The following is a 25962-nucleotide window of genomic DNA, read 5'->3' as shown; positions in this document are numbered from 1 at the left end:
AGATGAAAACGCTCTGGCAACACTGTCACGTTGCGACCATGGCGCAAGGTAAGTACTCGATCATCGAGGATGCCGCGATCGTGACGTCAGGCGAGCACATCGAGTGGATCGGCCCGCAGGCTGAACAACCCGCGTACGACCATACCAACGTCGTCGACCTGGGCGGTGCCTGGGTCACGCCAGGCCTGATCGACTGTCACACGCACACGGTTTTTGGCGGTAACCGCAGCGGCGAATTCGAGCAGCGCTTGCAAGGCGTGAGCTACGCAGAGATCGCGGCGGCCGGTGGCGGCATCGCCAGTACCGTACGCGCCACCCGCGCCGCCAGCGAAGATCAACTCTTCGCCAGTGCAGAGCAGCGTCTCAAGCGCTTGCTCCGCGACGGTGTGACCACGGTGGAAATCAAATCCGGCTACGGCCTGGACCTGGCCAGTGAGCGCAAAATTCTGCGGGTGATCCGTCGGCTGGGTGCAGTGCTCCCGGTCACGGTACGCAGTACGTGCCTGGCCGCCCACGCCTTGCCGCCGGAATACGCCAACCGCGCCGACGACTACATCGACCATATCTGCCACGAGATGCTCCCGGCACTGGCGGCGGAAGGTCTGGTGGACGCGGTGGATGCGTTCTGCGAATACCTGGCGTTCTCGCCCGCGCAGGTTGAGCAGGTGTTTATCACTGCGGCTCAATTGGGCCTGCCGGTGAAACTGCACGCCGAGCAGCTGTCATCCCTGGGCGGCTCCAGCCTCGCGGCGCGCTATCACGCGTTGTCGGCGGATCATCTGGAGTTCATGACCGAAGACGATGCCATCGCCATGGCCGCGTCTGGCACCGTCGCAGTGCTGCTGCCGGGAGCCTTCTACTTTCTTCGGGAAACCCGATTGCCACCCATGGACGCGCTGCGTAAATACGGGGTCAACATCGCGATAGCCACCGACCTGAACCCCGGCACTTCGCCGGCCCTGTCGTTGCGCTTGATGCTGAACATGGCGTGTACGCTGTTCCGCATGACCCCGGAAGAGGCCCTGGCGGGCGTCACCCTCAACGCCGCCAAAGCGCTGGGGCTGGGCGATACCCATGGTTCGCTGGAAGTGGGCAAAATCGCCGACTTCGTGGCGTGGAAGATTGAACGGCCAGCGGACCTGGCTTACTGGCTGGGCGGCGATCTGGACAAGCGGATCGTGCGTCACGGCGCCGAATCACTGGTGTGATACTCAGGAGGTAGGTGTGAATAAGGTTCTGGATTTCAAACGTGGCCGGCTGCCCTTGCTGGTCAGCATGCCCCATGCTGGATTGCGCCTGACCCCGGCGGTCGAAGCGGGCCTGGTGGACGCAGCGCAAAGCCTGCCAGACACCGACTGGCACATCCCGCAGCTGTATGATTTCGCCGGCGAACTCGGCGCCAGCACCCTGGCGGCCGAGTATTCGCGTTTCGTCATCGACCTCAATCGCCCGGCCGATGACAAGCCGTTGTATGCCGGCGCGACCACAGGGCTGTTCCCGGCGACGCTGTTTGACGGCTCGCCGCTGTTCCGCGAAGGCCTGGCACCCAGCGCTGAAGAGCGCGCCCGCTACCTTGCGCTGATTTGGACCCCGTATCACCAAAGGTTGCAGCACGAACTGGCGCGGCTGCGTGACGAATTCGGCTATGCGCTGCTGTTCGATGCGCATTCCATTCGGGGCGAGATTGCGCACCTGTTCGAAGGCCGCCTGCCGGACTTCAACCTCGGTACGTTCAACGGCGCCAGCTGCGACACAACACTGGCCCGCGAGCTGGAAGCGACCTGCGCATCAGCCACCGATTACACCCATGTCCTCAACGGACGCTTCAAGGGCGGCCACATCACCCGCCATTACGGTGACCCTGCCAACAACATCCATGCCGTGCAGCTGGAACTGGTGCAAAACACCTACATGGAAGAGTTCGAACCCTTCAAGTATCGCCCAGACCTGGCCGAGCCCACACAAGAGGTGCTGCAAAACCTGCTGCAAACGCTGATCGACTGGGGACAGAAGCGCTATCCAGGCTGACATCGCGAAAGCATCATGTCAGGCGACCGCTATTTCCTGAGCAACCGCAACCCGTTGAACACCACCAGCAGGCTGACGCCCATGTCGGCAAACACGGCCATCCACATGGTTGCCATGCCGGCGAAGGTGACGATCAGGAACACCGCCTTGATCACCAAAGCGAGAATAATATTCTGCTTGAGAATCGCCGACGTCTGACGTGACAGGCGAATAAAGGCCGGAATCTTGCGCAGATCATCGTCCATCAAGGCGACATCGGCGGTTTCGATTGCAGTGTCAGTCCCCGCCGCCGCCATCGCGAAACCAATCTCGGCGCGAGCCAGGGCTGGCGCATCGTTGATGCCGTCTCCGACCATGCCCACGCGATGACCCCGCGCATAAAGCGCTTCGATGGCCTGCAGTTTGTCTGCTGGCAACAGGTTGCCCTGCGCCTGATCGATACCGACCACATCAGCAATCGCCTTCGCGGTATGCGGATTGTCGCCGGTCAGCATCATGGTTTTGATGCCCAGCGCGTGCAATTCGCGAATCGCCTCACGGCTGCTTTCCTTGACCGTATCGGCAACCGCGAACAGTGCTATCGGGCCGAGGGAATCACACAGCAGCACCACGGATTTCCCCTGGCGCTCCATTGCGTCGAGCTTTAGCTCCAACTCCGGCGAACACAGGCCAAGTTCTTCTACCAACCGGTGATTGCCCAAGTGATAAAGCTGACCACCCACCTCACCGCGCACACCACGACCGGCCAGGGCTTCGAACGCCTGGACCTCATGCAGGGTCAATGACTGCTCAGCCGAGGCTTTGGCAATGGCCTGCGACACAGGGTGATCGGAGCGGCTGGCCAGACTGGCAGCGATGCTCCGCGTGATGTCGCTGATCCCCGGGGCATCGGGGCCTAACGCCAGGTAATCAGTCTGCACGGGCTTGCCGTGGGTAATGGTCCCGGTTTTATCCAGCGCCAGATAGTCGAGCCTGTGCCCGTTTTCCAGGTACACCCCGCCCTTGACCAGAATGCCCTTGCGCGCGGCTGCCGCCAGCCCGCTGACGATGGTCACCGGGGTGGAAATCACCAGCGCACAGGGGCAAGCGACCACCAACAGCACCAGCGCACGGTAGATCCAGTCGAACCAGATAGCGCCCATCAATAGCGGAGGGATCAGCGCCACAGCCAAGGCCAGCAGGAAGACCGCCGGGGTGTAGATTCTAGAGAAGCTGTCGACAAACCGTTGAGTCGGCGCACGCGCACTTTGAGCCGCTTCGACTGCATGAATGATCCGCGCCAGCGTTGAGTGATTCGCCGCTGCAGTCACCCGATATTCCAGCGAGCCCGCCTGATTGATGGTGCCCGCGAAGACTTTGTCCCCAGCGGCTTTTTCTACCGGCAGGCTTTCTCCGGTGATCGGTGCCTGGTCGATGGTCGAGTTACCCGAGACCACTTCACCGTCCAGCCCGATTCGCTCGCCCGGCCGCACGCGCAACAGCGCACCCAACTCGACGGTTTTCACCTCTTGCTTGAGCCATGTACCGTCGGCCTGCTGCACGGTGGCCGACTCGGGGGTCAGCTGCATCAAGCCACCGATGGCGTTACGCGCCCGATCCAGAGACTTGGCTTCGATCAACTCAGCCACGGTGAACAGGAACATCACCATGGCCGCTTCCGGCCATTGACCAATCAACAACGCACCGGTCACGGCGATGCTCATCAACGCATTAATGTTCAGGTTGAAGTTTTTCAGGGCAATCCAGCCCCTTTTGTAGGTGCTCAGGCCACCACTCACAATCGCGACCAACGCCACCAGCGCTACCACCCAGTTGGGTGCCAACTGGGCAAAATGGATCACTTCAGACGCCAACGCGGCCACGCCCGACAACGCCAGCGGCCACCACGGTTTTTTCACCGGCGCAGGAGCAGTCGCATCGGCACTGGCACCCTTCTCAACGGGCTCGGCGTGCATGCCCAGCGAGCTGATCGCTTCGCAGATTGGATCGGTAGACGGCAACTCGTGCCAGACGCCCAGCAGGCGATTGATCAAATTGAACTCGAGCTTGTGCACCCCCGCCAGCTTGCCCAGCTTGTTCTGGATCAGCGTCTGCTCGGTAGGACAATCCATTTGCTCGATACGAAAGCTGCTGAACTGCGCCGAGGACGAAGCGGATTCGTTGAACTGGACGACCGCAGGTGTGGCGGCTGACGAACAGCAGGTGTGCGCATGATCAGCCGCCGCATGGGGCTTGGCGTGGTGATGTTCAGAATGGTCGTGTTCGGAATGCGGATGTTCAGAGCGGCTCATCATCGAGTCCTTGAAGGTGCTTGTTGCCAAGTGAACACCCTGTAGCCACTATAGGGTCAAGCGCGTAAACGAGATTAATCCCCATGAAGATTGGCGAGCTGGCAAAACTGACGGATTGCCAGGTAGAAACCATCCGCTATTACGAACGCGAAGGCCTGCTGCCGCCGCCCGCACGCAGCGATGGCAACTATCGGCTCTACACCCAGGCGCATGTCGAACGGCTGACGTTCATCCGCAACTGTCGCAGCCTGGACATGACCCTCGAAGAAATTCGCAGCCTGCTAAGCCTGCGCGACAGCCCGCAAGACCAGTGCGAGAACGTCAATGCGCTGATCGACGAGCACATCCAGCATGTCAACGCCCGGGTGGCGAGCCTGCAAGCGTTGCAGGCACAGCTACTGGAGCTGCGTCAGCGCTGCATCGATGGCACCCTGGAGCATTGCGGGATCTTGCAGCAGCTGGAAGCCAGCGGAGGGGTTGTGGCGGCAGAGAGTGAACACTCTCATGTGGGAAGAAGCCACGGGCATTGATCGCGTTGCATCAAGACACACCGCGTCGAGACATTTGCCAATGCATTCGCTCCCACAAAGATCTCGAAAGTCCTGTGAGAGCGATCAGCCACAACGCATCACACCGCCATCGGTGCCGTCATCGCCGGATGGTGCTCGTACCCTTCCAGCGTAAAATCGCCTGGTTCGATCAGCTCCAGCCACTCAGGCTGATACACACCGGTCTGGGCGAACGCGGGCACACGCTCGGAGATCACCAATTGCGGTGCCGGGAATGGCTCGCGCTTGAGCTGTTCGTTGAGCATGTCCAGATGGTTTTCATAGACGTGGGCATCACCGATGAAATAGGTGAACCAGCGCGGCGTGTAACCGGTCAAGCGACCAATCAACGACAGCAACGCCGCGCCTTCGGTCAGGTTGAACGGCGTGCCCAGTCCGAGATCGTTGGAGCGTATGTACAGCGTCAGGGAGATCTCGCGAGTCTCCTGGTTCGGGTGGAACTGGTAGAGCAGGTGGCACGGCGGCAGCGCCATTTCATCGAGCTGAGCGCAGTTCCAGCCGTGGAACAAAATCCGGCGGCTGCCAGGGTCTTTGATGATGGTGTCGACGCACTGGCGAATCTGGTCGATGGCCTTGTACAACACGACGTAGGCCTGGCCGTCTTCTTCGGACTGAGCGATCTGCTGATAACCCTGACTGATTGCCCGTTCGATGGCCGCAGGATTGCTGCTCTCAATCCTTTTGTAGGCTGGCCATTTACGCCACTGCACACCGTAGATTTCGCCCAGATCGTCTTCGCCCTTGCGGAACGGATTGTCCAGCCACTGCGCGTTTTCGTTGGCGTTCTGGTCCCAGACTTTACAGCCCAGCGCACGGAATTCGGCGGCGTTATTCACCCCGCGCAGGAAGCCGACCATTTCGCCGACAGCCGATTTGAAGGCCATGCGCCGGGTGGTGATCGCCGGGAAACCTTCCTTCAGGTCATAACGCAACATCGCGCCGGGGAAGCTGATGGTCTTCACTCCGGTACGGTTGGCCTGCAAGGTCCCGTTCTTGATCACATGGGCGACTAAATCCAGATATTGCTTCATAAATTACCTGTATCGGTGAACTCGCCGGGCAGTATCCCCGGCGTTTAGTGTTAAACCGCAGCGTTTTTGGCCGAGGGAGCGCGGTGATAAGCCAGCCAGATCAACAACAGACCACCGATGATCATCGGCAGGCTAAGGATCTGCCCCATGGTGACCCAGCCCCAGGCCAGATAGCCCAGTTGCACATCCGGCACGCGAACGAACTCGACGACAAAACGGAAAATCCCGTAAAACAGGGCGAACATCCCCGAAACGGCCATCGTTGGGCGCGGTTTACGCGAGAACAGCCAGAGAATCAGGAACAGCGCCACGCCTTCCAGAGCGAACTGATACAGCTGCGACGGATGACGCGCCAACTGCGCCGGATCGCTGAACGGCGGGAAGACCATCGCCCACGGCACATCGGTCGGTTTGCCCCATAACTCGGCGTTGATGAAGTTGCCAATGCGCCCGGCCCCCAAACCAATCGGCACCATCGGCGCGACAAAATCCATCAACTCGAAGAACGACTTGCCGTTGCGTTTGCCGAACCACCAGGCCGCCAGCATCACGCCGATAAACCCGCCGTGGAATGCCATACCGCCTTTCCAGACTTCGAAAATCAACAGTGGATTGGCGATATACGCGCTCAAATCGTAGAACAGCACGTAACCCAGTCGGCCGCCGACAATCACGCCCATGGCGAGCCAAAAGATCAGATCGGAGAGCTTTTCCTTGGTCCAGGTCGGGTCGAAACGGTTCAGACGGCGTGAAGCGAGTAACCATGCACCGCCAATACCAACCAGGTACATCAAGCCGTACCAATGGATTTTCAGCGGGCCAATGGCCAATGCAACCGGATCAATCTGCGGGTAAGGCAGCATTGCGACTCCTCAAATAAAACGCTCTAGTCACTAGAGCTACTGAACCAGAAAGCTTATACCCACGCACAGCAGCAGCGCGGCGAACATTCGTTTCAACAAGCGTGGCGACAGTGTATGCGCCAGTCGGGCGCCGAAGCGCGCAAAAATCATACTGGTCAAGGCGATACCCAGCAGCGCCGGCAAGTAGATGAACCCCAGGCTGTGCGCAGGCAACCGCGGGTCATGCCAGCCCAGGATCATGAAGCTCAAGGCGCTGGCCACCGCAATCGGGAAGCCACAGGCCGACGAGGTTGCGACTGCCTGCCGCATCGGCACGCTGCGCCAGACCAGAAACGGCACGGTCAGCGAGCCGCCACCGATGCCAAAGATGGCCGAGGCCCAGCCGAGAACAGTGCCCGCGAGTGTCAGACCCACCTTGCCCGGCACGCCGCGACTGGCCTTGGGCTTGAACTCGGCAAATAACTGCAAGGCCACCAACACGGCGAACACGCCAATGATCTTTTGCAGGTGCGGGCCGGCGATGGCTTTTGCCGTCAGCGCGCCAAACCCGGCCCCCACGAGGATACCCACGGTCATCCAGATAAAAATTGCCCAGCGCACCGCGCCGAGACGGTGATGCTCGCGCACCGCGTTGATCGAGGTAAAAATGATGGTTGCCAGCGATGTGCCAACTGCCAGGTGGGTCAATATCGACGGATCGAAGCCTTGCAGGGTGAAACTGTAGACCAACACCGGAACGATGATGATCCCGCCACCCACACCAAACAGCCCCGCCAGCACGCCGGCGCCGGCGCCCAATAGCAAATAGAGCAGGAATTCCATGGGTGTCCCTCAAATCAGTCAGGCATGGTAACGGAAGCACGGCACTCAGCTCTAGCGGTGAGCGATGTGATGTACGCTTGATCCGTAAGGTAGAGTGAAGAAAAAAGGAGTCCCGCATGTGCCTGATTGTCTTCGCCTGGCGCCCTGCTCATCGCCAGCCATTGATCGTCGCCGCCAATCGCGATGAGTTTTATGCGCGCCCGACCGTGCCGCTGGCCCAGTGGCCAGAGGCACCCGACGTATATGCCGGACGTGACCTTGAGGCGGGTGGAACCTGGCTGGGTATCGGCGCTGATGGGCGCTTTGCCGCCTTGACCAATATCCGCAACCCGAATCAGCCGCTGGGGCGTCGCTCTCGAGGCGAGCTGGTGGCGCAATTTCTGTGTGGCGAGCAATCGATGGAGGACTATCTGGCCGAAGTGGTGGGCCGCTCCGATGAGTACGCGGGCTTCAATCTGTTGCTCGGGAATGCCGAAGCGCTGTATTACCTGAGCGCCGTGAATCCGCACCCGCAACGCCTGGAAGAAGGCGTCTATGGCGTGTCGAACGCAAGCCTGGATACGCCGTGGCCGAAACTGCTGAAGGCCAAGGCCGCCCTGGTCGCGCAGCTGGATGACCCGCAGCCGTCGGGGCTTCTGACCTTGCTGCGAGATCCGGCGACAGCGCCGTTCGCTGAATTGCCCGATACCGGCGTGGGCCTGGCCACCGAGAGCTTACTGTCGAGCGTATTCATCGCCAGCCCCAGCTACGGCACCCGCGCCAGCAGCGCGCTGATCGTCAACGCCGACGGCAGCCGCCACTTCGTCGAGCACAGTTTCGGGCCCTATGGCGGGCACTTGGGTGAGGTTGAGTTGCGGGTTTAGGGCGTTGGCGTCACTCCCTTGCAGGCGCTGCCGAAGGCTGCGAATCGGGCCGGGGTCCGACCGAAGACCCCGGCCTTTCGCAGACAAGTCTGCTCCTACGGCATAGCGGCCAGAAGCTGAGACCGTGTGGGCACAATGCTTTTGATAGGTAGGAGCTGACTTGTCTGCGAATAAGCCCGGCACGGGCTTCCGGCAGGTTTGGGTTTGACCCTAAACTGGCGGACGGTATCTACAGTAAGCCGCAGCACCTTGTAAGAGCGTGGGGACACCCTGTGCTTGCCCGCGATGGCTGAGTGTCAGGCGCTAAAGGTCAATGCCCTTTCACCGACGCCGGGTTGATCATCCGCGACAGGCCCAGGTTTTTCAGGGCCAGTTGCAGGGAGCTGTGGATCACTTGCGGGTTGTCGATGGTCATCAACTGCGCCAGCAGTTCCTTGGCTTTGCTCAGGTTGATCTGACGCAACATCCACTTCACTTTCGGCAGGTTGGTGGCGTTCATCGACAGGCTGTCGAAGCCCATCGCCATCAACAGCACGGCCGCCGCCGGGTCGCCAGCCATTTCACCGCAGATGCTGACCGGCTTGCCTTCGGCGTGGGCATCGCGCACTACATTTTGCAGGGCTTGCAGCACGGCCGGGTGCAGGTAGTCATACAGGTCGGCTACACGCGGGTTGTTGCGGTCGACCGCCAACAAATATTGAGTCAAGTCGTTGGAGCCCACTGACAGGAAGTCCACCTGACGCGCCAGTTCGCGCGTCTGGTAAACCGCTGCCGGGATTTCGATCATCACGCCAATCGGCGGCATCGGCACGTCGGTGCCTTCGTCGCGCACTTCACCCCAGGCGCGGTGGATCAGGTGCAGCGCCTCTTCCAGCTCATGGGTGCCCGAAATCATGGGCAGCAGGATCTTCAGGTTGTTCAAGCCTTCGCTGGCCTTGAGCATCGCCCGGGTCTGCACCAGGAAGATTTCCGGGTGATCGAGGGTAACGCGAATCCCGCGCCAGCCGAGGAACGGGTTGTCTTCCTTGATCGGGAAGTACGAGAGCGATTTGTCGCCACCAATGTCCAGGCTGCGCATGGTGACTGGCAGCGGATGAAAGGCCGCCAGTTGTTCGCGATAAATCGCCAGCTGTTCTTTTTCGCTCGGGAAGCGCTGATTGATCATGAACGGCACTTCGGTGCGGTACAGGCCCACCCCTTCGGCGCCACGCTGCTGAGCACGGGCGACATCGGCCAGCAGGCCGGTGTTGACCCACAATGGCATGCGATGCCCGTCCAGGGTCACACACGGCAGCTCACGCAGGGCATCGAGGCCCTGGGACAGTTGCCGTTCTTCTTCAACCACCTCGGCGTACTGCTTGCGCATGATCTCGCTGGGGTTGGTGAAGACTTCGCCGTGGTAGCCGTCGACGATCAACTGAATGCCATCGACCTTGGAGTACGGCAGATCAACCACGCCCATGACCGTGGGGATACCCATGGCCCGAGCCAGAATCGCGACGTGGGAGTTGCCGGAACCGAGTACCGAGATCAAGCCGACCAGCTTGCCTTCCGGCACTTCGCCGAGCATGGCCGGTGACAGCTCTTCGCTGACCAGAATAGTGTTATCGGGGTAGACCAGCGTCTGCTGGCGCGCCTCCTGGAGATAGGCCAACAGGCGGCGGCCCAGGTCTTTGACGTCGGACGCCCGCTCACGCAGGTAAGCGTCGTCCATCAATTCGAAACGTTTGACGTGCTCGCTGACCACTTGGCGCAACGCGCCTTGTGCCCACTGCCCGGTCTTGATCACGTCGGTCACTTCGCTGCCCAGCGAAGCGTCGTCGAGCATCATCAGGTAAACGTCGAACAGTGCGCGCTCTTCGGGGCGCAACTGGGTGGCAAGCTTGGCCGACAGCGAGCGCATGTCGCCGCGCACGCCTTCCAGGGCATTCTGGAACAAGGCCAGTTCGGCTTTGATGTCGCTGACGGTTTTGTCCGGCACGACTTCAAGATCAGCCGGCGGCAACATGACGAAAGCCGTACCCACTGCTGCGCCCGGCGAACCCGGCACACCGACGAATCGGGCTTCCTGAATGCCTTTGCCCTGACGGCCCAGCCCACGGATCGAGCCGGTGGCCTCAGCGTGGGCGATAACACCCGCCAACTGGGCGCTCATGGTCACGAGGAAGGCTTCTTCGCCCTCGTCGAACTGACGCCGCTCCTTTTGCTGGATGACCAATACGCCGACCACACGACGGTGGTGGATGATCGGCGCACCCAGGAAGGACGCGTAGCGCTCTTCGCCCGTCTCGGCAAAGTAGCGATAACGCGGGTGATCAGCAGCGTTTTCGAGGTTCAGCGGTTCTTCGCGGGTGCCCACGAGGCCAACCAGGCCTTCGTTGGGCGCCATGCTGACCTTGCCGATAGAGCGCTTGTTCAGGCCCTCGGTGGCCATCAACACGAAGCGGTTGGATTCAGGGTCGAGCAAATAGACCGAGCAGACTTGGCTGCCCATGGCCTCTTTGACGCGTAACACAATAATCCCCAACGCCGCCTTGAGATCCTTGGCGGAGTTAACTTCCTGGACGATCTTGCGCAGCGTATTGAGCATGGCTCGGGGTCGAACTCCGTCGTCAGTCGCGCGCTAGCAGGCGCGGGGCAAGCTCTTTAAGGGCGCGTCGATACACCTCGCGCTTGAATGTCACCACCTGGCCCAACGGATACCAATAACTGACCCAACGCCAGCCATCAAATTCCGGTTTACCGGTCAAATCCATCCGCACCCGCTGCTCGTTGGAGATCAGGCGCAGGAGAAACCACTTCTGTTTCTGGCCGATGCACAGCGGTTGACTGTGGGTACGGACCAAACGTTGCGGCAAACGATAACGCAACCAGCCCCGGGTGCAGGCGAGAATTTGCACATCATGCCGTTCCAGCCCGACTTCTTCATTCAATTCGCGGTACAAAGCGTCTTCCGGCGTCTCCTGAGGGTTGATTCCACCTTGAGGAAACTGCCAGGCATCTTGGTTGATTCGCCGAGCCCATAAGACCTGGCCAGCATCATTTGTCAGAATAATCCCGACATTAGGGCGAAAACCATCGGGGTCGATCACGGCAACAACCTCGTAAACGCATGTTGCCGCATTGTTCCACAAAGATTATGAAAGCAGCAACGAGGCTGCGCAGCTTATGTGCACTCTTGTGAAAACGCCGTATTCTGGTGGCCTTTTTTCAGCTATTTCAGTGAGTAACTCCATGCGCCTGGCTTTATTCGACCTTGATAACACACTTCTGGGTGGCGACAGCGACCACGCTTGGGGCGATTACCTATGCGAACGCGGCATTCTTGACGCCATCGCCTACAAGGCGCGCAACGACGCGTTTTACCAGGATTACCTGGCGGGCACCCTGAACCTGAACGATTACCTGAACTTCAGCCTGGAAATCCTCGGCCGTACCGAGATGGCTCAGCTGGATCAATGGCACCGCGAGTTCATGCGCGACTGCATTGAGCCGATCATTCTGCCCAAAGCCGAAGCGTTGCTGGCCAAACACCGTGAAGCAGGCGACAAACTGGTGATCATCACCGCCACCAACCGATTTGTTACGGCACCGATAGTGACGCGCCTCGGTGTGGATACCCTGCTTGCCACCGAATGCGAAATCATCGACGGGCGCTACAGCGGCCGCACCATCCATATACCCTGCTTTCGTGAAGGCAAAGTGACGCGCCTGAACCTCTGGCTTGAGGAAACCGGCTTGAACCTGGACGACAGCTATTTCTACAGCGACTCGATGAACGATCTGCCACTGCTGGAGCAAGTCGCCAACCCGGTAGCGGTCGACCCCGACTCACAACTGCGCGCCGAAGCCAAACGTCGCGGCTGGCCGGTGATTACGCTGCGTAAGTGACCCTCATTGCGACCCTTCGCGGTCAGGCCTGCTCCCACACTGTGGGAGCAGGCTTGCCTGCGAATAAGGTCCGAAGGACCTTAACGGGTCATCGGTCAGACCGGCTTGGCGCCCATCAACCCGGCAATCGCGATAAAACACAGACCGCTGAACACGGCGAGCACCACGGTGAGTTTCGGGTTACCTGTTGCGCCCGGTACGCGCAGGCGGTTCAGTCTCACCAGCAGCCACAACCAGCTCAGGCTGCCGAACAGATACAGCACTTCTGCGGTCAACAGCCAAGTCTGACTGAGCGGCCAGCCGCCGTAATGCACCAGCCACCAGCCGCTGACGGGCAAGGTCAGCAGGCATAGGCCCATCAAGGCCCAAACGAGCACCCAAGGCAGTTGCAACGTACGGTTCTGGACCAGTGCGTCGCCCGCAAAACGGCCGCGAATGACCCAGCCCGCAAGTCCCAGGGCACTGAGTACAAACAGCACCGTTGCCACGCTGTGCACGATTTTTAGGGCGGTGAAAGTTTCCATATTCTTTGAATCCCTGTCAGATCATTGTCGTCAGCGTAGCAGCGCGCCCCTCATCCCAGCGTTTTATCCCAGGAAGAGCTTGTACGCCGGGTTATCCGTTTCATCCCAGTATGGATAACCGATCTCGGCCAGTGCCGCAGGGATCAGGTGACGCTCCTCTTCCGGCACCACCAGCCCCGCCATAACGCGGCCATCTGCAGCGCCGTGGTTGCGGTAGTGGAACATCGAGATATTCCACTGGCCGCCGAGCTTGTTCAGGAAGTTGAACAGCGCGCCGGGACGCTCGGGGAATTCGAAGCGGAACACCACTTCATCGCTGACCCTTGGCGCATGGCCACCGACCATGTGCCGAATATGCAGCTTCGCCAGTTCGTTGTGGGTCAGGTCCAGCACCGGGAAGCCCTGTTCGGTCAGGCTGCTGAGCAGCGCGGCGCGCGGGTCGTTTTCCGGGTGGGTCTGCACGCCGACGAAGATGTGCGCTTCGCGATCGGTGTGATAGCGGTAGTTGAATTCGGTGATCTGGCGTTTACCGATGGCTTTGCAGAAGGCTTTGAAGCTGCCCGGCTTCTCGGGAATGGTCACCGCGATGATCGCTTCGCGGCCTTCGCCCAGCTCGGCGCGTTCGGCAACGTGGCGCAGACGGTCGAAGTTGACGTTGGCCCCGGAGTCGATGGCCACTAGGGTCTGACCACTGACGCCGTACCGCTCGACGTACTTCTTGATCCCGGCCACGCCCAATGCACCGGCAGGCTCAGTGATCGAGCGGGTGTCGTCGTAGATGTCCTTGATCGCCGCGCAGATTTCGTCGGTGCTGACGGTGATCACTTCGTCGACGTAATCCTTGCAGATATCAAAGGTGTGCTTGCCAATCTGCGCCACCGCCACACCATCGGCAAACAGACCGACCTGACTCAGCACCACGCGCTCGCCTGCGGCCATGGCCGCTTGCAGGCAGTTGGAATCGTCAGGCTCGACGCCGATCACCTTGATCTCCGGGCGCAGGTATTTCACATACGCCGCGATGCCCGCGATCAAACCGCCACCGCCCACCGGGACAAAAATCGCGTCCAGACGACCCGGATGCTGACGCAGGATCTCCATCGCCACGGTGCCTTGCCCGGCAATGGTGTCCGGGTCGTCATACGGGTGGACGTAGACGTAGCCTTTTTCTTCGACCAGTTTCAGGGAGAACGCCAGCGCCTCGGGGAACGAGTCGCCGTGCAATACCACCTTGCCGCCGCGCGAACGCACGCCTTCGACCTTGATCTCGGGGGTGGTTTTGGGCATGACGATCGTGGCTTTGACCCCCAATACCTTGGCCGCCAACGCCAACCCCTGCGCGTGATTGCCGGCCGACGCGGTGACCACGCCCTTGGCCCGTTCGGCTTCGCTCAGTTGCGTCAGCTTGTTGTACGCGCCGCGAATCTTGAACGAGAACACCGGCTGCAAGTCTTCGCGCTTGAGCAATACCTGATTGCCAAGGCGCTCGGACAGCTGGCGAGCCTGCTGCAAGGGGGTTTCAACGGCCACGTCATAGACGCGCGAGGTGAGGATTTTCTTGACGTACTGTTCAAGCATCGGGAAAGCATCACTGGCGAATGGGGACGAGGTCGCGAAGTTTAACCCAGCACTCAGATACACGCCCACACGAATGACAGGGTTTTACGCCTGCCATGCCGCTATAATGCGCGTCCTTTTGCACACCTTTGGCACCGTGGAGCACGCATGACCCAGGATCAACTCAAACAGGCCGTGGCCCAAGCCGCTGTCGACTTCATCCTTCCAAAACTCAACGACAAGAGCGTTGTGGGTGTGGGTACCGGCTCCACGGCCAACTGTTTCATTGATGCGCTGGCCAAACACAAGGGTGCGTTCGACGGTGCTGTCGCCAGTTCCGAAGCCACTGCAGCGCGCCTCAAGGGCCACGGCATTCCGGTGTATGAACTGAATACCGTCAGTGACTTGGAGTTTTACATCGACGGTGCTGACGAAGCCGATGAGCACCTGCACCTGATCAAAGGCGGCGGCGCTGCGTTGACCCGGGAAAAAATCGTTGCGGCCGTGGCCCAGACCTTCATCTGCATCGCCGATGGCAGCAAGCTGGTGTCCGTGCTGGGTGCTTTCCCGCTGCCCGTCGAAGTGATCCCTATGGCCCGCAGCCATGTGGCCCGTCAGCTAGTGAAACTGGGCGGCGATCCGGTGTATCGCGAAGGCGTGGTGACCGACAACGGCAATATCATCCTCGACGTGTTCAACCTGAACATCACCAACCCGGTGGAGCTGGAAACCCAAATCAACGCCATCGTCGGAGTGGTCACCAACGGGTTGTTCGCTGCGCGTTCGGCTGACTTGCTGTTCTTGGGTACGGCTGAAGGCGTGAAGACACTTAAACGCTGAGACTACATTTGCAGCGGGACGCGTCCCGCTGCGAATGGTTTAGCGCACGCTGCTTTCGAAACGGCTCTTGCCGGTCAGCTCCAGCACGATTTCATCGCCCACATTGAGCGGACCGACACCCGCAGGGGTTCCGGTCATGATCACGTCACCGGCCTGCAAGGAGAAGTTCGACGCCATGTACTGAATCATCGGCACGATAGGGTTGAGCATCGCGCTGCTGTTGCCGTCCTGGCGCACTTCACCGTTGATGGTCAGGCGAATGCCGATATCGGTCAGGTCTTCATAGGCGTCAGCCGAGACGAAGGGCGCCAATACCGCAGCACCGTCAAACGACTTGGCGATCTCCCAAGGCAGGCCCTTTTCCTTGAGCCTGGACTGAACGTCACGCAAGGTCAGGTCGAGGCCAGGCGCAAAACCGGTGATCGCATCCAGCACTTCTTCACGCGACGGGTTACGCGTCAACGGTTTGCCGATCAACACCACGATTTCGGCTTCGTAGTGCACCGAGCCACGGTCGGCCGGAATAGTGAAACCACCGTCCAAAGCCACCACGCAACTGCCGGGCTTGATAAACAACAGCGGTTCGGTCGGCACCGGGTTATCCAGTTCCTTGGCGTGTTCGGCGTAGTTACGGCCGATACAGACGACTTTACCCACCGGGAAGTGGATCCGCGTACCGTCTACATACTGGTGCTGATAGCTCATGGGCGACTCCTGGGTCTCTCTATACGATACGGCCCGTTCAGGCCAACGGATCAAACAGCGAAAATTTTGCCAGGGTTCATGATCCCGTTCGGGTCGAACACCGCTTTAACCGCTTTCATGTACTCGATCTCTACCGGCGAACGACTGTACGTCAGGTAGTCACGCTTGGTCATGCCCACGCCATGCTCGGCAGAGATCGAGCCGTTGTACTTCTGCACGGTCTCGAACACCCACTTGTTGACTGTCGCGCACTTGGCGAAAAACTCATCCTTGCTCAGGTTGTCCGGCTTGAGGATGTTCAAGTGCAGGTTGCCGTCGCCAATGTGGCCGAACCAGACGATTTCGAAATCAGGATAGTGTTCGCCGACGATAGCGTCGATTTCCTTGAGGAACGCTGGCACTTTCGACACCGTCACCGAGATGTCGTTTTTGTACGGAGTCCAGTGTGAGATGGTCTCGGAAATGTACTCGCGCAACTTCCACAGGTTCTGCAACTGCTGGTCGCTCTGGCTCATTACGCCGTCAAGTACCCAGCCCTGTTCAACGCAATGCTCGAAGGTTGCCAGTGCATCGTTGGCCACGTCTTCGGAGATCGCCTCGAATTCCAGCAACGCGTAGAACGGGCAATCGGACTCGAAAGGTGCCGGAACATCGCCGCGCGCCAGCACCTTGGCCAGCGCTTTGTCGGAGAAAAATTCGAAAGCGGTCAGGTCGAGCTTGTTCTGGAACGCATGCAGTACCGGCATGATCGCGTCGAAATCACTGGTACCCAGGACCATGGCGGTCAGGTTTTTCGGCGCACGATCAAGGCGCATGGTGGCTTCGACAACGAAGCCAAGCGTACCCTCGGCGCCGATGAACAGCTGACGCAAGTCATAGCCGGTGGCGTTTTTGATCAAATCTTTATTGAGTTCGAGCAGGTCGCCTTTGCCGGTAACGACTTTGAGGCCCGCCACCCAATTGCGGGTCATACCGTAGCGAATGACCTTGATCCCGCCGGCATTGGTGCCGATATTGCCGCCAATCTGGCTGGAGCCGGCGGAAGCGAAGTCGACCGGGTAATACAGGCCGTTCTCTTCAGCCAAGGTCTGCAGCTGTGCGGTGATAACACCCGGCTGACAGGCCACGGTGCGGTCCGTGGTATTGAATTCCAACACCTGGTTCATGTAGTCGAACGCAACGACCACTTCGCCATTGGCAGCAACGGCCGCAGCGGAGAGCCCGGTCCGTCCCCCGGACGGTACCAGCGCAACCCGACGCTCATTGGCCCAACGGACAATGGCCTGTACCTGTTCGGTGCTTTTGGGAAACACAATGGCCAATGGCGCGGGCGCAAAATGCTTGGTCCAATCCTTGCCGTAAACGTTGAGGGAGTCGGCATCGGTCAGCACCTTGCCAGGCTCAACCAGGGTCTTCAGCTCATCTATCAAAGCAGGATGGGTCATCGAAGGAACTCTCGAACAATTCATGGTCATCCTGAGAACGCTTCACGTCCAGGAATGGGTGTTTCGCGGGGTGCATATGCTAGCATACGCCCCCCGCTAATCGTGCCTATGGCCGATCTGCGACCCCTGCCATTTTCTCCGGGACACAGGTTTACGCAGATGAGCAAGACTTCTCTCGATAAGAGCAAGATCAAGTTCCTTCTTCTCGAAGGCGTCCACCAATCCGCCGTGGACGTCCTCAAGGCGGCCGGGTACACAACTATTGAGTACCTCACCGGCTCTCTGCCGGAAGCCGAGCTGAAGGAAAAGATCGCCGATGCACACTTCATTGGCATCCGTTCCCGCACCCAACTGACTGAAGAAGTATTCGATTGCGCCAAGAAACTGGTCGCGGTCGGCTGTTTCTGCATCGGTACCAATCAGGTCGATCTCAATGCTGCCCGCGAACGCGGCATCGCTGTTTTCAACGCCCCCTACTCCAACACCCGTTCGGTGGCGGAGCTGGTACTGGCTGAAGCGATCCTGTTGCTGCGCGGCATCCCAGAGAAAAACGCTTCCTGCCACCGTGGTGGCTGGATCAAAAGCGCGGCCAACTCCTTCGAAATTCGCGGCAAGAAACTGGGCATCGTCGGCTACGGCTCGATCGGCACTCAGCTTTCGGTGCTGGCTGAAGGCCTGGGCATGCAGGTGTTTTTCTACGACACCCTGACCAAACTGCCGCTGGGCAACTCGACGCAGGTCTCCAGCCTGAACGAACTGTTGGGTCTGGCGGACATCGTCACCCTGCACGTTCCGGAAACCGCTGCGACCCAGTGGATGATCGGCGAAAAAGAAATCCGCTCGATGAAAAAGGGCAGCATCCTGATCAACGCCGCTCGCGGCACCGTGGTCGAACTGGACGCCCTGGCAGACGCCATCAAGGATAAACACTTGATCGGCGCGGCCATCGACGTCTTCCCGGTCGAGCCTCGCTCGAACAACGAAGAGTTCGAAAGCCCATTGCGTGGCCTGGACAACGTGATCCTGACCCCGCACATCGGTGGTTCGACAGCCGAAGCTCAGGCCAATATTGGTCTGGAAGTGGCTGAGAAGCTGGTCAAGTACAGCGACAACGGTACGTCGGTGTCCTCGGTCAACTTCCCAGAAGTGGCGTTGCCGGCTCACCCTGGCAAGCACCGTCTGCTGCACATCCACCAGAACATCCCGGGCGTGATGAGCGAGATTAACAAGGTCTTCGCCGAAAACGGTATCAACATCTCCGGTCAGTTCCTGCAAACCAACGAGAGAGTTGGTTACGTGGTGATCGATGTCGACGCCGAATACTCCGATCTGGCGCAAGAAAAGCTGCAGACCATCAACGGCACTATCCGTAGCCGCGTGCTGTTCTAGGTTTTTCAGATGTCAAAAAGGAGACCTTCGGGTCTCCTTTTTTATCGCGTCGAGTTCAGGTTACTTGACGTTTACCGTGATTTTCTTCGACTCGACCGGCGGGTTCAGCGGGATGTGGCTCTTGTCGCCCACCAGCAATTGCAGGGTGTGCTTGCCTGGCGTCAAGGTCAGTTCGGTTTCGGTCTGACCTTTGCCGAAGTGCTTGATGTTGTCGGTCACTGGCAGGGGTGCATCCATCGCGGGCTGATCTTTCACATCAATCAGCAGGTGATGGTGGCCGGTGTCTGGAATATCGACACCCGCAGGCGCAACGCCCATGCCTTTAAGGCCGAACTGGACCTTGAAGGTCTTGCCGACAGTGGCTCCATCTTTGGGTGAAATAATGTACACCTCGGCCCCCGCAGGTGAGGCGGTACGCGGAACATCGGCAGCGTTAGCTACTAAAGAAGCGCCTAACAAAGAGCCTCCCAATAACAACCCGGCGATAGTCGTTCTTGAAAATAAGGTCTTCATGGTTTCTCCAGGTAATTTTTTACACAAAATCGGACCTACAACAACAACTTCGGTTCATTTAAGTGTCCAAAGCTGCGGCCGACTAAGCTAAACACCATAAAGCATAGCGGTTGTGATTTCTTTTACCTTAGGAGCGTTCATGCATTTTGTGCCAAGCCTGTTATTTCTATCTGTCTTTTTGAGCCCCTTGGCTCATGCCGACTTGATCGACGAAGTGAATGATCGTGGCGAATTACGCATAGCCATGGAGGCAAACTTTGCGCCTTTCAGCTTCATGCAGGACGGCAAACTGACGGGCTTCGAAGTCGAACTCGGCCAGCTGTTGGCCGATGAGCTGGACGTACGCGCTTCGTTTGTCACTACCGACGCGGCCGACCTGCTGCCAGGTGTCGAAGGCGACAAATACGACATCGCCCTGAATCACATTGCGGTCACCCCGGAACTCAAGGCGCGCGTCGATTTCAGCGAGCCCTATAGCTATTCCAACGCGCAACTGATTGTGCGCAGTGAGGAAAAGCGCCCGTTGAGCACTCTGGACGCCCTTAAAGGTCTCTCGCTGGGCGTCGCCCAGAGCAGCCAGTTCGCCGAAGAGGCGCGTACCCGTGAAGGCATCGACCTGCGCAGCTACCCGGATGCACAGCAGCCGTTGAAGGCGCTGGCCAACGACCAGATCGACGCCGCGATCAGTGATCGCCTGCTAGTACCTTCTGCGATTCGTGACAGCCATCTGCCCGTCAAGCCCGGCAATGACGTCGGACCGCCCTTGGTCCTGGCAATCCCGTTTCAGAAGGGTAATCCAGCATTCCAGGGCGTGCTGGACGGGGCATTGCAGCGAATCAAAGCCGATGGCCGGTTGAGCGCGCTGTCTGAAAAATGGTTCGGTATTGATGCGAGCAAGCCGTCCAAACCGTAACCGGGTCAGAACGGATCATCCCCGCGTCGCCGAAACCAGCCCGTCAGGGAAAGGCGTTCGCGGGTCGACGGCAGCACCTCATGGGGAATTTCGCCAGAGAGGAACACCACCAGACAGCCGCCCTTGGGCTGCACGTCATGGTCGACGCCCTCTTTTAGAAACATGCGCAACTGGCCACCGTGCTCGGGCAACCAGCCTTGATTCAGGTAAAGCACCGCAGAGACCGTGCGCCGGTCATCGTCGCGGAAGCGGTCGACATGCTTGAGGTAGAACGCGCCCGGTGGGTAGAGCGAAAAATGGCTCTCATAGTCTTCCAGTCCGAGAAATAATCCGCGATTGAGCGCCTGGCGCAGGCTCTCCATCAAGCCCAGATAACGGTCACAGGCTGCGGACTCACTGGCTTCCAGCCACTGGATATGGTCACCGCGAACCCCCTCTCGCACTTCCTGAGTCGAGCCGCGTCCCACCGCCGCTGGCGACAGTTCGCCCTCAGCCGCACGCTCGCGGCACTCGGCGGCCAACTCGAGGGTCAGCGTTTCCGGCAAGAAAATATTCTGCTGTGACCAACCGTGAGCGGCCAGATCATCGACGATTCGTAGCAGTAGCGGGTGATCAGAGGGTATTTGCATGTCGCGCATAGTATCCATACGTCTTGAAAACCGACAGCACCGCCGAGCGAACGAAGTGTTAACTCGACAAGTCCCCGCCACCGCACTGAGAATAGCGGCCTGCTGACAGGAGTCCTTATGCGCCGTTTGTTTGTTTTGCTGTTGATGTTCTGCACGATGCCCGCGTGGGCAGACGGCCACGACCAGTTGTACACGGTCGCCGGTTGGCCAGAACAACGCGCGCATTTCAATGCTGCCTTGAGCGCGGCTCAACAACGCTATCGCAACAGCTTGCCGCCAGCGGTCTATGACGCATTGGTCAACAACAGCAATCAGCGCTTCGCTCCGCAGGCCATGGATCAGCGCGCCGAGCAACACTTGCGACAAGCCCTGAAAGACCCGGCGCCAGCGCTGCAGTTTTTCCAGTCGCCCCTGGGCCGCAAGATCGTCACCGCCGAACTGACCGCGACCCGCCCCGATCAACTGGCGAAAAACGCTCAAGGCCTGCCACACATTGAAGCCAGCGCAACCCGTCAATTACTGATCGGCCATCTGGCCCAGGACCTGCCCGCCCGTGAGGCGGGAGCCGAGGTCAGCCTTGCCATCGCCGGCGTTGCGGCTGACAGCCTGAGCCAGATGATCCCCGGCCTGCTGGGCGGTGGCCAGGCCCAAGGCATGCTGGATGGTCAGCGCGAACGCTTGATGGCGCAGATCGGCAACGACATGAACAACACCCTGCTCTACGTCTACCGCGACCTTTCAGACCCGGAACTGGAAGAGTTCACCACCTTCGCCGAATCCCCCGCAGGCAAAGCGTATTACAAAGCCGCGCTGGCAGCGATTCGCGCCGGGCTGGCGGTTGGGCAAAGTACATCGAGCCTCGCACCCGCAGGGCAGCCGGGGGGTTAAGCGCGGGTTAAGAACGCGCCTGCCCCATTCGCTCACTCAAAAATGCAAAATAACGCTGACGCAACGCAGGCAGTTCATTAGCCAGGTGATGCCGTGCCCCGCTCAGCATCAATATCTGTGGCTGGGCGAATTTATCCTTGAGCACCTCGAGGTTGTGACCCCAGTCGACGGTCATGTCCGCGTCACCCTGAACGATCAACGGGCTGCGGGTACTGCGTGGCGCGGCCTCGATACGTTTGATCCACTTGGCCAAGGCGCCTACCCAGGCGGTCGGCAGGCGTTGCGGTTGCAGCGGATCCGCCAACAAAAACGGCAGGAACGCAGGGTCGTTGGAGTTTTCGCTGAAACGCCGAGCAATACCTTTGACGAAGGGGTTGAGCAGGTAGTAACTGAGTTTCGACCAACCCCAGGCCCGTGGTCGGATCAACGGCGCCAGCAAGATCGCCTGCCCTTGCGCAGGGCTGTCGATGCCGTGGTTGAGCAGATGGTCGATCACTATCGCCCCGCCCGTACTTTGCCCGCACAGATGCCAGGGTTGCGGCAACTTTAGCCTCATCGCTTCGGCAAACAACGCGTGCAGCACCTCCTGGTACTCGGCGAAGTCATGGATGCTCGCGCGAGCGCCGCTGGACAAGCCATGCCCCGGCAGATCGCAGGCAATCACCGCAAAATGCTGATCCAGCGCCCACTCGATGACATGCCGATACAAACCCATATGGTCGTAGAAACCGTGGATCAAAAATAAGGTCGCGACAGGCTGTTCGGGCAGCCAGACCTGGCTGACTACTTGGTAACCACCGATGTCAAAGCGTCCCAGCCAACTGCGCACCGGAGTCGCGCGCCCGACAAACGTCAGGCCATAGAAGCGCTGATACGCCAGCCCTTGGCTGGACATCGGCTGCGCGGCGAGCAAAGGTTGCAGGCTGGATCGTAAAGAATCAGGGGCAAACGTGGCAGTCATGGGGTATCCAGGCAAAAACGGAGGTCATTTTCATCCGAACATGACAATGATTTGGCTGCGATATTCATCTGTCTCGTCAGGCATGGCAAGCTACGCCTCCCTAAACCGAACTGTCCCGCATGAACTCACGTCATCGCCCTACCCTCCTCGCGTGCCTGCTTGCCCTCATGTGCGCGGCCGGGCTGTGGGCGGCATACGATTGGTTCCAGGGCCGCTACATCCGCCCGTTCAGCGACCAGACGGCGCTGTTCGCCGGTGACGTACTGAGTCTGCCTGCCGAACTGGCCGGGCCGGGGCGAATTCGCCTGGTGCATTTCTGGGACCCGGCCTGCCCGTGCAACGTCGGCAATCAGCAGCACTTGAGCGAACTGGTCGAGCACTACGGCGGCGCACAGGGCGTGGACTTCTACTCGGTGCAGAAACCGGGAACCCACGGCCAATTACCCAGCACCCTGGACGCGATCAAACCGCTGGCCAGCCTGCCCGGTGCGGAGCGCATCACCGCCAGCCCCGCTGTCGCGATCTGGGACCGTGAAGGTCGCCTGGCCTACTTCGGTCCCTACAGCGAAGGCGCCACCTGCAATTCCGGCAACAGCTTTATCGAGCCGATTCTCCAGGCCCTGAGCGCCGGTCGCGCAGTCAATGCCACGCACACCATGGCTGTCGGTTGCTATTGCCCTTGGCGGGTCGGGCTGTGATCCGACATTCCGGACACTGATCAAGCCCCCGACGCCGCTACACAGGCCTAAAGCAACTCTGTAGCCTGCAACCCCCCGGCCTGAATCATTCACGAGAACGCAGATGAAGCGCAGCCTGACCGCCGTCACCCTCGTTATCACCCTCATCACGGGCGGTGGCGCCTGGTATATCCACAGCAAGCAGCCCGTGCGTCAGGGCGAAATGACCCTGGCCCACCTGCAGGCGCCAGTCACCGTACGTTACGACGAGCGCGGCGTGCCGCACATCAGCGCCGAAAACGAGGCGGATCTGTATCGCACCCTGGGTTATGTCCACGCGCAGGACCGGCTGTTTCAGATGGAGATGCTGCGGCGGCTGGCGCGTGGCGAACTGGCCGAGGTGCTGGGCCCCAAGCTGCTGGACACCGACAAACTGTTCCGCAGCCTGCGCATTCGTGAGCATGCCGACACCTACGTCGCCCAACAGGACAAACAAATGCCTGCCTGGAAGGCCCTGGAAGCGTATCTGGACGGTATTAACCAATATCAGGACACCCACGCCAAACCCATCGAGTTCGACCTGCTGGGCATCAAGAAGCGTCCGTTTACCGCCGAAGACACCCTGAGCGTCGGCGGTTACATGGCGTACAGCTTTGCCGCAGCCTTTCGCACCGAACCCTTGCTGACCTATGTGCGCGACCAGTTGGGGGCCGACTACCTGAAAGTCTTTGACCTCGCCTGGCAGCCACAAGGCGCGCTGGGCCAGGCACCCGCGCTCGCCAGTGCCGACTGGAAAGGTTTGAACGACCTGTCTCGCCTGAGCCTGCGCGCGCTGGAAGAGGCCGGCTTGCCGCAATTCGAAGGCAGTAACGCCTGGGCGATCTCCGGCAGCCGCACCCAAAGCGGTAAGCCGCTGCTGGCCGGCGACCCGCATATTCGGTTTGCCGTGCCGTCGGTGTGGTACGAAGCGCAATTGTCGGCGCCGGGATTCGAGCTGTATGGCCATCACCAGGCGCTCAACCCATTCGCGTCGCTGGGGCACAACCGCGACTTCGGCTGGAGCCTGACCATGTTCCAGAACGACGATCTGGACCTGATCGCCGAGAAGACCAACCCGGACAACCCCAATCAGGTCTGGTATCACGGGGCCTGGGTCGACATGATCCAAAGCGAGCAGCAAATCCTGGTCAAGGACGCGCCTGCCGTCACCCTGCACCTGCGCCAATCGCCTCACGGCCCGATCATCAACGATGCGTTGGGTGCGACAGCCGGCACCGCACCGGTCGCGATGTGGTGGTCGTTTCTGGCGTCCGAGAACCCGATTCTGCAAGGCTTCTACGAAGCTAATCGCGCCGACACCCTGAGCAAAATGCGCGCGGCGGCCGAAAAAATTCAATCGCCAGGGCTGAATGTGGTCTGGGCCAACGCCAAAGGCGACATCGGCTGGTGGGCCGCGGCACAACTGCCCATCAGGCCCGAGGGCGTGAACCCCACTTTCATCCTCGACGGCAGCACCGCGCAGGCAGACAAGGCAGGCTTCTACCCCTTCAGCGCCAACCCGCAGGAAGAGAACCCGGCACGCGGCTACATCGTCTCGGCCAACTTCCAGCCCGTGTCGCCGACAGGCATGGAAATTCCCGGTTACTACAACCTCGCAGACCGCGGTCAACAACTGAACAGGCAACTGAGCGACCCGGCCGTGAAGTGGGATCTGGAAAGCAGCAAAAAACTGCAACTGGGCACCCAGACCGACTACGCGCCACGGGTGTTGAAGCCACTGATTCCGGTCTTGCGCAGCGCCGTGGACGACCCCGAAGAACGGGCAATGGTCGAGCGCCTGGCCAACTGGAAAGGCGACTACTCACTGGATTCAGTCGGGGCGACGCTGTTCAATCAGTTCGTCTCGGACCTGATCCGGGAAGCGATGCACGATGAACTGGGCGATGGCTTTTTCGACACCTTGCTCTCGAGCCGTGTGATCGACGCGGCGCTGCCGCGATTGGTGGCCGATGCCGACTCACCGTGGTGGAACAACCGCAATTCACCCGCCGAAAAGAACCGGGCAGACGTGGTCAAAGCCGCGTGGCACGCCAGCGTCTTGCACCTCAAATCCCTGTATGGCGCTAACCCTGATGAATGGCGCTGGGGCAAGGCGCATACCTTGACCCATGGTCACCCGCTGGGTATGCAGAAACCGTTGGACGGGCTGTTCAACGTCGGCCCGTTTCCCGCGCCGGGCACCCATGAAGTGCCGAACAACCAGTCTGCCCGTATCAGTTCAGCGCCGTGGCCAGTGACCTATGGCCCCTCGACCCGACGCTTGATCGACTTTGCAGACCCGGCCCACAGCCTGGGCATCAACCCGGTTGGGCAAAGTGGCGTGTTGTTCGATGAGCATTATTCGGATCAAGCCAAGACCTACATCGAAGGCGGCTATGTGCAGGAGCATTTCGATGAAGGGGATGTAGCGGCAAATATGCGGGGGACGTTGAAGCTGGTGCCAGCCAGATAGAGTTCGCTGGCGCTGCCGGTCTCTCGGCAAAAGCCAAGTGCCAGACGCCGT

24 protein-coding genes are annotated in these 25962 nt (G+C 59.9%); 11 read left to right on the top strand and 13 right to left on the bottom strand.

The genetic code is table 11. The features are described from left to right. Positions 1 to 2: 2 nt before the first annotated feature. Complete coding sequence (gene hutI, locus RGU44_RS21435; RefSeq protein WP_322277886.1) at positions 3 to 1208, top strand: imidazolonepropionase; 1206 nt, start codon at positions 3 to 5, stop codon at positions 1206 to 1208. Between the two features lie 16 nt (positions 1209 to 1224). Next, on the top strand, positions 1225 to 2028 hold the full coding sequence (gene hutG, locus RGU44_RS21430; RefSeq protein ID WP_322177411.1) for an N-formylglutamate deformylase: 804 nt from the start codon (positions 1225 to 1227) through the stop codon (positions 2026 to 2028). A gap of 29 nt (positions 2029 to 2057) precedes the next feature. On the opposite strand, the gene RGU44_RS21425 is transcribed toward hutG, so the two are convergent. Next, complete coding sequence (locus RGU44_RS21425) at positions 2058 to 4322, bottom strand: heavy metal translocating P-type ATPase (protein ID WP_416194656.1); 2265 nt, start codon at positions 4320 to 4322, stop codon at positions 2058 to 2060. Positions 4323 to 4402: 80 nt separating this feature from the next. Between RGU44_RS21425 and cadR the strand changes: the two genes are divergently transcribed. Beyond that, entirely contained in the window at positions 4403 to 4849 is a 447-nt protein-coding gene (gene cadR / locus RGU44_RS21420) for a Cd(II)/Pb(II)-responsive transcriptional regulator (RefSeq protein ID WP_322177409.1), read from the top strand. A 98-nt stretch (positions 4850 to 4947) separates the two neighbouring features. Here the strand turns inward: cadR and RGU44_RS21415 are convergent, their stop codons facing one another. The 3 genes from RGU44_RS21415 to RGU44_RS21405 are packed head-to-tail and all read right to left on the bottom strand — an operon-like array spanning position 4948 to position 7604. Further along, a complete protein-coding gene (locus tag RGU44_RS21415) occupies positions 4948 to 5919 on the bottom strand; it encodes a thymidylate synthase (protein WP_322277884.1) in 972 nt (323 codons plus the stop codon). A gap of 50 nt (positions 5920 to 5969) precedes the next feature. Beyond that, positions 5970 to 6782: a prolipoprotein diacylglyceryl transferase gene (gene lgt, locus RGU44_RS21410; RefSeq protein ID WP_322177407.1), complete on the bottom strand. Its 813-nt coding sequence runs from the start codon at positions 6780 to 6782 to the stop codon at positions 5970 to 5972. A gap of 36 nt (positions 6783 to 6818) precedes the next feature. Next, the gene (locus RGU44_RS21405; RefSeq protein WP_322177406.1) at positions 6819 to 7604 is read right to left on the bottom strand and encodes a sulfite exporter TauE/SafE family protein; all 786 of its coding nucleotides are present in this window, start codon (positions 7602 to 7604) and stop codon (positions 6819 to 6821) included. Positions 7605 to 7720: 116 nt separating this feature from the next. Between RGU44_RS21405 and RGU44_RS21400 the strand changes: the two genes are divergently transcribed. Then, positions 7721 to 8467 carry an NRDE family protein gene (locus tag RGU44_RS21400; RefSeq protein WP_322277883.1) on the top strand — a complete coding sequence of 249 codons (747 nt, stop codon included), beginning with the start codon at positions 7721 to 7723 and terminating at the stop codon, positions 8465 to 8467. 310 nt (positions 8468 to 8777) lie between these two features. On the opposite strand, the gene ptsP is transcribed toward RGU44_RS21400, so the two are convergent. Both ptsP and RGU44_RS21390 read right to left on the bottom strand, forming a co-directional pair. Then, a complete protein-coding gene (gene ptsP, locus RGU44_RS21395) occupies positions 8778 to 11057 on the bottom strand; it encodes a phosphoenolpyruvate--protein phosphotransferase (RefSeq protein WP_219063619.1) in 2280 nt (759 codons plus the stop codon). A gap of 22 nt (positions 11058 to 11079) precedes the next feature. Next, complete coding sequence (locus RGU44_RS21390) at positions 11080 to 11559, bottom strand: RNA pyrophosphohydrolase (RefSeq protein WP_219063620.1); 480 nt, start codon at positions 11557 to 11559, stop codon at positions 11080 to 11082. 142 nt (positions 11560 to 11701) lie between these two features. On the opposite strand from RGU44_RS21390, the gene RGU44_RS21385 reads away from it, so the two are divergent. Beyond that, the gene (locus RGU44_RS21385; RefSeq protein ID WP_322177403.1) at positions 11702 to 12358 is read left to right on the top strand and encodes an HAD family hydrolase; all 657 of its coding nucleotides are present in this window, start codon (positions 11702 to 11704) and stop codon (positions 12356 to 12358) included. A gap of 95 nt (positions 12359 to 12453) precedes the next feature. Here RGU44_RS21385 and RGU44_RS21380 read toward each other — a convergent pair whose 3' ends face one another. After that, the gene (locus RGU44_RS21380) at positions 12454 to 12882 is read right to left on the bottom strand and encodes a DUF2269 family protein (RefSeq protein ID WP_322277882.1); all 429 of its coding nucleotides are present in this window, start codon (positions 12880 to 12882) and stop codon (positions 12454 to 12456) included. A gap of 63 nt (positions 12883 to 12945) precedes the next feature. Next, positions 12946 to 14460, bottom strand: a complete 1515-nt coding sequence (ilvA, locus tag RGU44_RS21375; RefSeq protein WP_322277881.1) for a threonine ammonia-lyase, biosynthetic — start codon at positions 14458 to 14460, stop codon at positions 12946 to 12948. A 147-nt stretch (positions 14461 to 14607) separates the two neighbouring features. On the opposite strand from ilvA, the gene rpiA reads away from it, so the two are divergent. Further along, positions 14608 to 15279, top strand: coding sequence for a ribose-5-phosphate isomerase RpiA (rpiA, locus tag RGU44_RS21370; protein WP_322277880.1), 672 nt, complete (start codon positions 14608 to 14610; stop codon positions 15277 to 15279). 39 nt (positions 15280 to 15318) lie between these two features. On the opposite strand, the gene RGU44_RS21365 is transcribed toward rpiA, so the two are convergent. Then, on the bottom strand, positions 15319 to 15984 hold the full coding sequence (locus RGU44_RS21365) for a fumarylacetoacetate hydrolase family protein (protein WP_322177399.1): 666 nt from the start codon (positions 15982 to 15984) through the stop codon (positions 15319 to 15321). Positions 15985 to 16034: 50 nt separating this feature from the next. Next, positions 16035 to 17429 carry an FAD-binding oxidoreductase gene (locus tag RGU44_RS21360; RefSeq protein ID WP_322177398.1) on the bottom strand — a complete coding sequence of 465 codons (1395 nt, stop codon included), beginning with the start codon at positions 17427 to 17429 and terminating at the stop codon, positions 16035 to 16037. Between the two features lie 159 nt (positions 17430 to 17588). On the opposite strand from RGU44_RS21360, the gene serA reads away from it, so the two are divergent. Further along, a complete protein-coding gene (gene serA / locus RGU44_RS21355) occupies positions 17589 to 18818 on the top strand; it encodes a phosphoglycerate dehydrogenase (RefSeq protein ID WP_322177397.1) in 1230 nt (409 codons plus the stop codon). Between the two features lie 60 nt (positions 18819 to 18878). Here serA and RGU44_RS21350 read toward each other — a convergent pair whose 3' ends face one another. Continuing rightward, positions 18879 to 19331: a DUF4399 domain-containing protein gene (locus RGU44_RS21350; protein ID WP_322177396.1), complete on the bottom strand. Its 453-nt coding sequence runs from the start codon at positions 19329 to 19331 to the stop codon at positions 18879 to 18881. 139 nt (positions 19332 to 19470) lie between these two features. Between RGU44_RS21350 and RGU44_RS21345 the strand changes: the two genes are divergently transcribed. Continuing rightward, the gene (locus RGU44_RS21345) at positions 19471 to 20244 is read left to right on the top strand and encodes a transporter substrate-binding domain-containing protein (RefSeq protein ID WP_322177395.1); all 774 of its coding nucleotides are present in this window, start codon (positions 19471 to 19473) and stop codon (positions 20242 to 20244) included. 5 nt (positions 20245 to 20249) lie between these two features. Here the strand turns inward: RGU44_RS21345 and RGU44_RS21340 are convergent, their stop codons facing one another. Continuing rightward, on the bottom strand, positions 20250 to 20882 hold the full coding sequence (locus RGU44_RS21340; protein ID WP_322182986.1) for a 2OG-Fe(II) oxygenase: 633 nt from the start codon (positions 20880 to 20882) through the stop codon (positions 20250 to 20252). A gap of 108 nt (positions 20883 to 20990) precedes the next feature. On the opposite strand from RGU44_RS21340, the gene RGU44_RS21335 reads away from it, so the two are divergent. Then, positions 20991 to 21761 carry a DUF2059 domain-containing protein gene (locus tag RGU44_RS21335; RefSeq protein ID WP_322277879.1) on the top strand — a complete coding sequence of 257 codons (771 nt, stop codon included), beginning with the start codon at positions 20991 to 20993 and terminating at the stop codon, positions 21759 to 21761. A 7-nt stretch (positions 21762 to 21768) separates the two neighbouring features. On the opposite strand, the gene RGU44_RS21330 is transcribed toward RGU44_RS21335, so the two are convergent. Further along, a complete protein-coding gene (locus RGU44_RS21330; protein ID WP_322277878.1) occupies positions 21769 to 22722 on the bottom strand; it encodes an alpha/beta hydrolase in 954 nt (317 codons plus the stop codon). Between the two features lie 119 nt (positions 22723 to 22841). Between RGU44_RS21330 and RGU44_RS21325 the strand changes: the two genes are divergently transcribed. Continuing rightward, positions 22842 to 23420, top strand: coding sequence for a DUF6436 domain-containing protein (locus RGU44_RS21325; protein ID WP_322277877.1), 579 nt, complete (start codon positions 22842 to 22844; stop codon positions 23418 to 23420). Between the two features lie 103 nt (positions 23421 to 23523). Next, a complete protein-coding gene (locus RGU44_RS21320) occupies positions 23524 to 25911 on the top strand; it encodes a penicillin acylase family protein (RefSeq protein WP_322277876.1) in 2388 nt (795 codons plus the stop codon). Positions 25912 to 25962 lie beyond the last annotated feature (51 nt).

The sequence above is a fragment of the Pseudomonas sp. 5C2 genome (assembly GCF_034314155.1).
GTDB lineage: Bacteria > Pseudomonadota > Gammaproteobacteria > Pseudomonadales > Pseudomonadaceae > Aquipseudomonas.
The sequence above is the reverse complement of the archived record's forward strand: the minus strand, read 5'-3'. Positions and strand labels throughout refer to the sequence as shown.

Bases quoted from the DNA above. Each gene is read 5' to 3' on its own strand.
- RGU44_RS21385 (WP_322177403.1), top strand. From the start codon at position 11,702: ATGCGCCTGGCTTTATTCGACCTTGATAACACACTTCTGGGTGGCGAC.
- RGU44_RS21340 (WP_322182986.1), bottom strand. From the start codon at position 20,882: ATGCGCGACATGCAAATACCCTCTGATCACCCGCTACTGCTACGAATC.
- RGU44_RS21335 (WP_322277879.1), top strand. From the start codon at position 20,991: ATGCGCCGTTTGTTTGTTTTGCTGTTGATGTTCTGCACGATGCCCGCG.
- hutI (WP_322277886.1), top strand. From the start codon at position 3: ATGAAAACGCTCTGGCAACACTGTCACGTTGCGACCATGGCGCAAGGT.
- RGU44_RS21345 (WP_322177395.1), top strand. From the start codon at position 19,471: ATGCATTTTGTGCCAAGCCTGTTATTTCTATCTGTCTTTTTGAGCCCC.
- serA (WP_322177397.1), top strand. From the start codon at position 17,589: ATGAGCAAGACTTCTCTCGATAAGAGCAAGATCAAGTTCCTTCTTCTC.
- cadR (WP_322177409.1), top strand. From the start codon at position 4,403: ATGAAGATTGGCGAGCTGGCAAAACTGACGGATTGCCAGGTAGAAACC.
- lgt (WP_322177407.1), bottom strand. From the start codon at position 6,782: ATGCTGCCTTACCCGCAGATTGATCCGGTTGCATTGGCCATTGGCCCG.
- ptsP (WP_219063619.1), bottom strand. From the start codon at position 11,057: ATGCTCAATACGCTGCGCAAGATCGTCCAGGAAGTTAACTCCGCCAAG.
- RGU44_RS21320 (WP_322277876.1), top strand. From the start codon at position 23,524: ATGAAGCGCAGCCTGACCGCCGTCACCCTCGTTATCACCCTCATCACG.
- RGU44_RS21400 (WP_322277883.1), top strand. From the start codon at position 7,721: ATGTGCCTGATTGTCTTCGCCTGGCGCCCTGCTCATCGCCAGCCATTG.
- ilvA (WP_322277881.1), bottom strand. From the start codon at position 14,460: ATGCTTGAACAGTACGTCAAGAAAATCCTCACCTCGCGCGTCTATGAC.
- RGU44_RS21365 (WP_322177399.1), bottom strand. From the start codon at position 15,984: ATGAGCTATCAGCACCAGTATGTAGACGGTACGCGGATCCACTTCCCG.
- RGU44_RS21415 (WP_322277884.1), bottom strand. From the start codon at position 5,919: ATGAAGCAATATCTGGATTTAGTCGCCCATGTGATCAAGAACGGGACC.
- RGU44_RS21350 (WP_322177396.1), bottom strand. From the start codon at position 19,331: ATGAAGACCTTATTTTCAAGAACGACTATCGCCGGGTTGTTATTGGGA.
- rpiA (WP_322277880.1), top strand. From the start codon at position 14,608: ATGACCCAGGATCAACTCAAACAGGCCGTGGCCCAAGCCGCTGTCGAC.
- RGU44_RS21330 (WP_322277878.1), bottom strand. From the start codon at position 22,722: ATGACTGCCACGTTTGCCCCTGATTCTTTACGATCCAGCCTGCAACCT.
- RGU44_RS21325 (WP_322277877.1), top strand. From the start codon at position 22,842: ATGAACTCACGTCATCGCCCTACCCTCCTCGCGTGCCTGCTTGCCCTC.
- RGU44_RS21360 (WP_322177398.1), bottom strand. From the start codon at position 17,429: ATGACCCATCCTGCTTTGATAGATGAGCTGAAGACCCTGGTTGAGCCT.
- RGU44_RS21380 (WP_322277882.1), bottom strand. From the start codon at position 12,882: ATGGAAACTTTCACCGCCCTAAAAATCGTGCACAGCGTGGCAACGGTG.
- RGU44_RS21405 (WP_322177406.1), bottom strand. From the start codon at position 7,604: ATGGAATTCCTGCTCTATTTGCTATTGGGCGCCGGCGCCGGCGTGCTG.
- RGU44_RS21425 (WP_416194656.1), bottom strand. From the start codon at position 4,322: ATGATGAGCCGCTCTGAACATCCGCATTCCGAACACGACCATTCTGAA.